This is a genomic window from Candidatus Burkholderia verschuerenii, assembly GCF_001189365.1.
Classification (GTDB): Bacteria; Pseudomonadota; Gammaproteobacteria; order Burkholderiales; family Burkholderiaceae; genus Caballeronia; species Caballeronia verschuerenii.
Genome location: NZ_LFJJ01000248.1, coordinates 1 through 6,916, shown reverse-complemented (window position 1 = coordinate 6,916; position 6,916 = coordinate 1). Strand labels below are relative to the sequence as shown.

At 62.8% G+C, this 6,916-nt stretch carries 5 protein-coding genes and 2 pseudogenes; 2 read left to right on the top strand and 5 right to left on the bottom strand.

All coding sequences use genetic code 11. The features are described 5' to 3' along the window. Positions 1–160: 160 nt before the first annotated feature. Both gap and tkt read right to left on the bottom strand, forming a co-directional pair. Complete coding sequence (gap, locus tag BVER_RS26530; protein WP_050455802.1) at positions 161–1,171, bottom strand: type I glyceraldehyde-3-phosphate dehydrogenase; 1,011 nt, start codon at positions 1,169–1,171, stop codon at positions 161–163. A gap of 47 nt (positions 1,172–1,218) precedes the next feature. Then, positions 1,219–3,270, bottom strand: coding sequence for a transketolase (gene tkt / locus BVER_RS26525; protein WP_050455801.1), 2,052 nt, complete (start codon positions 3,268–3,270; stop codon positions 1,219–1,221). A gap of 390 nt (positions 3,271–3,660) precedes the next feature. Here tkt and BVER_RS26520 point away from each other — a divergent pair, with 390 nt between their 5' ends. Continuing rightward, on the top strand, positions 3,661–4,074 hold the full coding sequence (locus BVER_RS26520) for a VOC family protein (RefSeq protein WP_050455804.1): 414 nt from the start codon (positions 3,661–3,663) through the stop codon (positions 4,072–4,074). 60 nt (positions 4,075–4,134) lie between these two features. Then, positions 4,135–4,872 (top strand): 16S rRNA (uracil(1498)-N(3))-methyltransferase, encoded by a 738-nt coding sequence (locus tag BVER_RS26515; RefSeq protein WP_050455800.1) that lies wholly within the window; start codon positions 4,135–4,137, stop codon positions 4,870–4,872. Positions 4,873–4,961: 89 nt separating this feature from the next. Here BVER_RS26515 and BVER_RS26510 read toward each other — a convergent pair. From BVER_RS26510 to BVER_RS34640, 3 genes and pseudogenes are all read right to left on the bottom strand, one after another. After that, positions 4,962–5,351, bottom strand: a pseudogene (locus tag BVER_RS26510) (barstar family protein); the annotation flags it as partial. Positions 5,352–5,429: 78 nt separating this feature from the next. Further along, positions 5,430–5,537 (bottom strand): annotated as a pseudogene (locus BVER_RS36360) (barstar family protein); the annotation flags it as partial. Positions 5,538–5,553: 16 nt separating this feature from the next. Next, positions 5,554–6,916: ribonuclease domain-containing protein (locus tag BVER_RS34640; RefSeq protein WP_232316821.1), on the bottom strand; the 1,363-nt coding region annotated here is incomplete at its 5' end.

Sequence of the window (6,916 nt, the reverse complement as noted above, 5' to 3'; positions counted from 1 at the left end):
CGCTTCCTCTCCACGGTCGGTCGCCCTTCCGCAGTTGCGCTTCACTTCGCTCGCTGTGGTCAACTTGCCGCGCGACTTGCACCCGCAAGAGTGCGCCCATGCTGGGCGCACAAAAAGGCCGCTCCGAGGAGCGGCCTTTGTCATCGCATGAAGCGAAAGCTTACTTGGCGTTGGCCAGCGCGACAGCCGTATCCAGCATGCGGTTCGAGAAGCCCCACTCGTTATCGTACCAGCTCGACACCTTCACGAGACGGCCCGACACCTTGGTCAGCGTCGAATCGAACGTCGACGAAGCCGGGTTGTGGTTGTAGTCGATCGAGACCAGCGGCGCGTCGTTGTAGCCGAGCACGCCCTTCATGGCGCCTTCCGACGCTTCCTTCATGATCTGGTTGACTTCTTCCACCGTCGTATCGCGCGCGGCGATGAACGACAGATCGACCACCGACACGTTGATGGTCGGGACGCGGATCGCGTAACCGTCCAGCTTGCCGTTCAGTTCCGGCAGCACGAGGCCGACGGCCGATGCCGCGCCCGTCTTCGTCGGGATCTGGCTGTGCGTGGCCGAGCGCGCGCGGCGCAGGTCTTCGTGATACACGTCGGTCAGAACCTGATCGTTCGTGTAGGCGTGGATCGTGGTCATCAGACCGTTCACCAAACCGATCTTGTCGTTCAGCGGCTTGACCATCGGCGCGAGGCAGTTGGTCGTGCACGATGCGTTCGAGATCACCGTGTCCGATGCCTTCAGCACGTTGTGGTTCACGCCATAAACGATGGTCGCGTCCACGTCCTTGCCGCCCGGCGCCGAGATGATCACCTTCTTCGCGCCGCCCTTGATGTTGGCGCTGGCCTTTTCCTTCGTCGTGAAAAAGCCCGTGCACTCGAACACCACGTCGACGCCCAGCTCGCCCCACGGCAGTTCGGCCGGGTTGCGGTTGGCCAGCACGCGGATCTTGTCGCCGTTGACGACGAGGTAATCGCCGTCGACCGACACCTGACCCGGGAACTTGCCGTGCGCCGTGTCGTACTGCGTGAGGTGCGCGTTGGTCTTGGCATCGCCCAAGTCGTTGATGGCGACGATCTCGATGTCGTGCTTCTTGCCGTTCTCGTAGAAGGCGCGCAGCGTGTTGCGGCCGATGCGGCCGTAGCCGTTGATTGCAACGCGAATCGTCATGGTCTATCTCCTTGGCTTAAAAAAACCTGCTTCGCTGACGCGTGTGCTTACGCGGCCAGAACGGCCTGCGCCGTCTTGACGACGTTCTCCACCGTGAAGCCGAAGTGCTTGAACAGCGCGCCCGCCGGCGCCGATTCGCCGAACGTGTCGATGCCGACCACGCCGCCTTCCAGGCCCACGTACTTGCGCCAGAAATCCGTCACGCCTGCTTCGATCGCCACGCGCAGCACGCCCTTGGGCAGCACGCGCTCGCGATACTCGGCGTCTTGCTTGTCGAACACGTTCGTGCAGGGCATCGACACGACGCGCGCGCCGATACCGACCTTCCGCAGTTCCTCGACCGCCTGCATCGCGAGCTGCACTTCCGAGCCGGTCGCGATGAGGATGATCTTGCGCGCGGGGATGTCGTCGTTCCAGTCGTGCAGCACGTAGCCGCCCTTCGCGATATTCGCGATCTGGATATCGTTACGCGGCGAGTACTGAAGATTCTGGCGGCTGAAAATCAGCGTCGACGGACCGTGATGCGCGATCGCGTGCGTCCAGGCCACGGCCGTTTCGACCGTATCCGCCGGACGCCAGGTTTGCAGATTCGGGATCAGACGCAGGCTGGAAACGTGTTCGATGGACTGGTGCGTCGGGCCGTCTTCGCCGAGGCCGATGGAATCGTGCGTGAACACGAAGATCGAGCGCGACTTCATCAGCGCGGCGACGCGCAGCGCGTTGCGGCTGTAGTCCGAGAACGTCAGGAACGTGCCGCCGAACGGACGATAGCCGCCGTGCACCGCGATCCCGTTGATCGCCGCCGACATGCCGAATTCGCGCACGCCGTAGTTGATGTGATTGCCCCACTGGATGCCCGCGTGATCCGGGTTCGCGTTCTCCGCGTCGCCCGCCGCGCGCACCGCCTTCGATGCCTTCCAGTTGGTCAGGTTCGAGCCGGTCAAATCCGCCGAGCCGCCGAGTAGTTCCGGCAGCGCGGCCGCGAGACCTTCGATGGTGTTCTGCGATGCCTTGCGCGTCGCGATGGTCTCGGCCTTCTGGTTCGCGTCCTCGATGATCTTCGCGGCGGCTTCGGCCCAGTTGGCGGGCAGCTCGCCGCTCATGCGACGCGCGAATTCGGCGCCTTCGGCGGCGTACTTCGCCTTGTATGCGTCGAACGACTTGTTCCATGCGGCTTCGGCGTGCGAGCCCTGTTTCTTCGCGTCCCACGCGGCATAGACTTCGGCCGGGATTTCGAACGGCCCGTAGTTCCAGCCGATAGCCGCGCGCGTCGCCGCAATTTCCTTGTCGCCGAGCGGCGCGCCGTGCGCGTCGTGGCCGCCCGCCTTGGTCGGCGCGCCCTTGCCGATGACCGTGCGGCAGCAAATCAGCGTCGGCTTGTCGGATTTCTTCGCCTGCGCGATGGCGGCATCGACCGCATCGACGTCATGGCCGTCCACACCACGGATCACGTTCCAGCCATACGCTTCGAAGCGCTTGGGCGTGTCGTCGTGGAACCAGTGCTCGACGTGGCCGTCGATCGAAATGCCGTTGTCGTCGTACAGCGCGATCAGCTTGTTCAGCTTGAGCGTGCCCGCGAGCGAACAGGCTTCGTGCGAGATGCCTTCCATCAGGCAGCCGTCGCCGAGGAACACGTACGTGTAGTGATCGACGATCTTCGCGTCGGCCTTGTTGAACTCGGCGGCGAGCAGTGCTTCCGCGAGCGCCATGCCGACGCCGTTGCCGATGCCCTGACCGAGCGGGCCGGTGGTCGTCTCGACGCCCGCCGTCATGCCGTATTCCGGATGGCCCGGCGTCTTCGAATGCAGTTGGCGGAAATTCTTCAGTTCGCTAAGCGGCAGGTCGTAGCCGGTGAGGTGCAGCAGCGAATACAGCAGCATGGAACCGTGACCGTTCGACAGAACGAAACGGTCGCGGTCGAACCAGTGCGGATTCGTCGGATTGTGTTTCAGGTGCCGCGACCACAGCGCGACGCCGATCTCAGCCATGCCCATCGGCATGCCCGGATGGCCGGAGTTGGCTTGTTGGACGGCGTCCATGCTCAGCGCACGGATTGCATTGGCCATGAGGACGGATGGGCGGGAGGTCGGGGTCGTCATGTCGAGAATGGGCTGGTCCTGAGATGATCCACGGTGCTTCCATCGCGATGCTTCACGGTGCTTCTCGGGAGAACACCGAACCCGAAATAAACTGCGTTTTCAGGACCGGAACGACGAGAAACGACGAGGATCGGGAGGCAGTTATTCTATCAGACCGGTTTCATCGGCAAGTGGCGATGCGTGCGCACCGCGCCGCCAAAGCATCGCCATTCGACGCTCGCCCCACCGCGAAACGCGCGCAGGCACGTTCCATGCGACATACGACCGACGCGCCCGATCCGTCCAGCGCGGCCATTCGTTCGCCGCCAAACGTCCGATGGTTCGAAAAGCTTCGTGGCAGAATAATCAATCCCATTGACGGAATGCAGCAGGCTTCAAGGAGTGCTTTCGATGACCGATCCCCGCCCAGCCGATGTGCCCTGGTTGACGCCCTATCTGACCGTGCGCGACGCGCGCGTGAGCATCGCGTTCTACGAGAAGGCGCTTGGTTTTGCGGTGCGTGACAGCGTGAACGATGACGGCACCGTCATTCATGTGGAGATGACTTATCGCGGGCAGTTGATCGTCATGTTCGCGCCGGAGGGCGCGTACGAATCGCAGGCGCGCACGCCGAAAAGCGCCGGGCAGATGGCGCCGCAGTCGTTCTATCTCTACGTCGACGATGTCGATGCCACGTTCGCGCAGGCGCTCGCCGTCGGCGCGAAGGCGCTCATCGAACCGCAGGACCAGTTTTGGGGCGATCGTTTCGCCCAGATCGAAGACCCGGACGGTTATCGCTGGGCAATCGCACGACACTTGCGCTGAGCCATATCCGTCGCAGGCATTCTCACTATCCGCGGATGACCGCATCCGCGATCGACCTCCATGCCACGTTTCCATGTAGACGGCCCGCTTGCCGTGGGCCACACCCTGACCCTTCCCGATGACGTCGTGCGTCACGTCCATGTTCTGCGCCTGCAGACCGGCGACGCCATCACGCTGTTCGACGGACGCGGCGGCGAGTATCGTGCCGAACTCACCGAGATCGCCAAGCGCGCCGCCACCGCGCGTATCGACGCGCACGACGAACGCGAGGCCGAGCCGCCGTATCGCGTGACGCTGGCGCAAGGCGTCGCGGGCGGCGACAAGATGGACTGGCTGATCGAAAAGACCGTGGAACTGGACGTCGCGCGCATCGCGCCGATCACGGCGGAGCGCGGCGTCGGGCGCCTCGCCGGGGAACGCGCGCTCAAGCGTCAGGCGCACTGGCAGGCGCTGGTGCGCGCCGCGTGCGAGCAATGCGGACGCAACCGCGTGCCCGATGTCGCGCCGCCGCGCGATCTCGACGCCTGGCTCGACGATCTTCCCGCCGCCGCCGACGGCGAACTGCGCCTGCTGCTCTCGCCGCGCGCGACGCTCGACTTCGCCTCATTGCCCGCCGCCGCGCCCGCCGGACCCGTCACGCTGCTGATCGGTCCGGAAGCGGGATTCTCGCCGTCGGAAGAAACCGCGATCGTCGAAGCCGGATTCAGCGCGCTCGGCCTCGGTCCGCGCGTGCTGCGCACGGAGACCGCGGGCATCGCGGTATTGGCGGCGCTGGCCGCGCGCTGGGGCGGCTGGTAAGCGAGTCATGGCCGCTCAACGGCGGCTCAAAACAAAACAGCCCGATGGACTCACGGTCCATCGGGCTGCTTCAATTCAGGTCGGTCGACTCAGACGAACGAATAAAACACCCGGAACGCCACGCGCCGCTCGGCCCAGAACTCGGCCGCGTCGCGGAACACGTCGAGCAGCACTTCGCGGCCTTCCTTGTCGAATTTGGTGGCGATCGGCAGTTGCTCCAGCACGATCACGAAGCCCGGCTGCGAACCCGCCTTGTGCACGAGATCGGTCAGCGAGTCGTACAGCGCGTCATAGTTCTTGCCGAAGTGCTTGGGAAACAGAAACGACGTGGCGATGGTTTCGAGCACTTCCTGCTTGCTCTGCGCCTGCCCGAGATACGCATAAAGGAAATGCTGGCCCAGCTTGGTCGCCTCGTCAGCAAGATCCTGGACGCGGAACGCGCGAATCGACTGCACGATATTCGGCCGCGTATTCGCGAACATATCCTCCGCGTCCTCGTCCGGATGCGCGTGATGCGCTTCTTCCGACGGGCTGGTTTCTTCCTCGGGTCGATTGTCGTGTTCTGTCATGCGTAGCCGCAGTACTCGCTGGAACAGGTTGCCATCGCCGGTGGCGAAAAGATCACTCGCGACGCCGTGGTCGTGCGCGTAGATGTTGTCGCTCATGCCGTTCATCCCGTAGTTATTCCGCAATGCGTTTAAAACTGGCGTAATGGTCGTCCGTGTAGTAGCACTCGCCGATCTGCCTGCGCGCTCCGCCGCATATGATCCGACGCGCGCCGCGATCCCTCGAGCGAGGCGTGCGAACCGTGTATTCGTGGTAGTAGCCGCGTGGATGCCGCGGCAGCAAACGCTCGCGATTGCCGAACACGACGCCGTCCTTCGAGTAAGGAAAAGGACCGCCCGCTTCGATCAGCTGCAAAGTATCGACCGCCTGTTTGGGCAATTCCGCGATATGGACGATGGCAAAGCCGTCTTGCTGCCCGACGGACTCGGCCGGCGATCGCACTTGCCCCTGGCTGACGGCTTCCGCCCGGACGGGCGCCTGACTCGCGGATGCGACCGCCTGTTCGGCGCGCTTCGCCGACTCGTCCTTGCCGCATCCACCGAGAACGACGCTCAAGCCGAGGATGCAGGAAAGAGCCCACGCGCGCTTCACGTAACGATTTCCCCGCGTTGAACAGAATCCGACGACCATGTAGGGTAGGCACCCTTCCTCACGGAAGAGCGCCCCCCCTAAGAACCGTACGTGCGAGTTTCCCCGCATACGGCTCAAGCCTACGAACCACCTAATCAAAGCCCCCCACTGTAGCGGAGCCGGCTTAGTTACTGCAAGGTTGCCAGCATGCACTTGCTGATGACAATTTGGGTGCAAAAGCACTCGGTTGGAGAGAGCGTCTGAACCACCATGCATACGGTATTCCAAATGATGGTCGTGCCAGCCCGTTTCATCCGTCAGAGCGCCGCCACAGTGAGCACACAACCCGCTCTGCGACATGAACAGCTTCGCCCACTGCTTGCGATAGCGTCCTGAATACCACAGGCGCTCCTCCCGCAGCTGCTCACCGTATTGCTCCCAAACAGGATCAAAAGGGTTATATCCCCCTTTAATATTGTTGTGCCGCCGGATCTCTGTTGAGGACAGAGAGTACAACTCCAGCAGCCCTTTGTTGCCATCCTCATGTACTACAGGGGCCGAGAACACCCAATTCTGAGTACCGACAGAGTGGAAATAAGTCTTCCGAACCCAGTCGGCATTCTTCTTCGGATGTCGCCGCTTCGCCCAACGCCAGAGCCTCCCGAAGATCAGGTACTCCATGCGGGTGTACGCCTGCTTAGCTACTACAGGGCTGTGATATTGTGCCCAACCCCGTAGCATCGGGTTCAACAGTCGGATCAGCTCGACCTGCTTAACCGTTTTGTGACCGCTGATCGTATCCGCCACCGAGCGGAAGAATGCTTGCACATTCTTCTTGCTGGGCTTGATGAGCAGTTTTCCCGAGTACTTACGGAAATTCCACCCAAGGAAGTCAAAGCCGTCGTCA

What these genes read in the sequence shown, in the direction of transcription:
- gap (WP_050455802.1), bottom strand. Translation starts at nt 1,171, where the DNA reads ATGACGATTCGCGTTGCAATCAACGGCTACGGCCGCATCGGCCGCAAC.
- tkt (WP_050455801.1), bottom strand. Translation starts at nt 3,270, where the DNA reads ATGACGACCCCGACCTCCCGCCCATCCGTCCTCATGGCCAATGCAATC.
- BVER_RS26520 (WP_050455804.1), top strand. Translation starts at nt 3,661, where the DNA reads ATGACCGATCCCCGCCCAGCCGATGTGCCCTGGTTGACGCCCTATCTG.
- BVER_RS26515 (WP_050455800.1), top strand. Translation starts at nt 4,135, where the DNA reads ATGCCACGTTTCCATGTAGACGGCCCGCTTGCCGTGGGCCACACCCTG.